Genomic DNA, 1,267 nt, shown 5'->3' with positions numbered 1-1,267 from the left:
TTTTTATTATCTATATTTTACATCAAAATAAAAAAAAGTAAAGTAATTTACTTTTTATTTTAGTATACAAGCATAAAGAGATACAAATTTGATACTTGTTACAATGTAATAATATATCTTTAAAAATATTTGTCAATACTTTTTTAAAAAATTCGTGTATAAATAAATTTATTAAAAGAAATGGAGATACAAATATATGCAAGATTATATACATGTACAATTTGATGAACGAAGATTTTTTAAGGATTTATTTTTATCTGATATTTGCAAAAAGAAAGATGGCACACTTAATTTATCTGAAATATCAAGACAAACAGGAAGAGATATTAACACTGTTAAAAGAGAAATTAATAGATTTAAAAATATAGAAGATTATGATGCTCGTAAAGCACATAATGATTATTTAAAAAAACGAGAAAAATCCATTAAAAAACCTCCTGAATTTACAGAAGAACAAAAAGAATGATTAAATGTAAGATTTAATAAATATCATGATACACCTTCACAACTTATTAGAAAATTTAAAAAAAGGTTTGGTATTAAATTTCCAGCATGTAAAAAAACTTTGTATAAATGAATTAAGTTAAATTTATTAGGATTAAATAAATATAATTTACGACATCATGGTAAAAAATACAAAAGAAAAGGAAAAACTGAAAATCGTGGAAAATTAGATGATAAATTTAAGTCAATATGAGATATTGAAAATAAAGAATCTAATGTTGGTTGATTTGAAATGGATACGGTAGTTGGTAAAGACCATCAATCTAGTTGTTTAGTATTAGTTGAACAAAATAGTAAAAATTATTTTGCAATGAAATTAGAAAAAAATAATTCAAGTGAAGTTTTAGAAAAACTTGAACATATAGTTAGAATTAATGGTTTAGTTGGAAAAATTAAAGGAATAATAACAGATAGAGGGAAAGAATTTAGTAAGTTTGAAGAGATGGAAAAGATTACCGGTTCTAATATTTATTTTTGCGATCCTGGTTCACCACAACAAAAACCATTAATTGAATATATGAATGGTGAGTTTAGACATTGATTTAAAAAGGGAACAGATTTTAATCCTATTAGTCAACAAAAAATAGATTGAGTAGTTAATGTTATAAATGAAAAATTAAGGCCTGTTTTGAATTGAAGAACAGCAAAAGAATTATTTTTAGAGAATTTTAGATAGGTTTATTTACAAAATTTAATAAACTATTTTTCAGTATGGGTAAATATGCTTAAAATAGACTAAAATTATAAATATTTTATTTTTTTT

The 1,267-nt window shown here is 22.2% G+C and carries 1 protein-coding gene; it reads left to right on the top strand.

From position 1 onward, the window contains the following. The first annotated feature begins 196 nt into the window (after positions 1 to 196). Complete coding sequence (locus D9R21_RS06585) at positions 197 to 1,180, top strand: IS30 family transposase (protein WP_126821553.1); 984 nt, start codon at positions 197 to 199, stop codon at positions 1,178 to 1,180. Positions 1,181 to 1,267: the final 87 nt, after the last annotated feature.

The organism is Spiroplasma endosymbiont of Megaselia nigra (assembly GCF_003987485.1).
In the GTDB taxonomy this organism is placed as follows: domain Bacteria; phylum Bacillota_I; class Bacilli_A; order Mycoplasmatales; family Mycoplasmataceae; genus Spiroplasma.
This window is presented reverse-complemented; position numbering and strand designations above follow the sequence as displayed.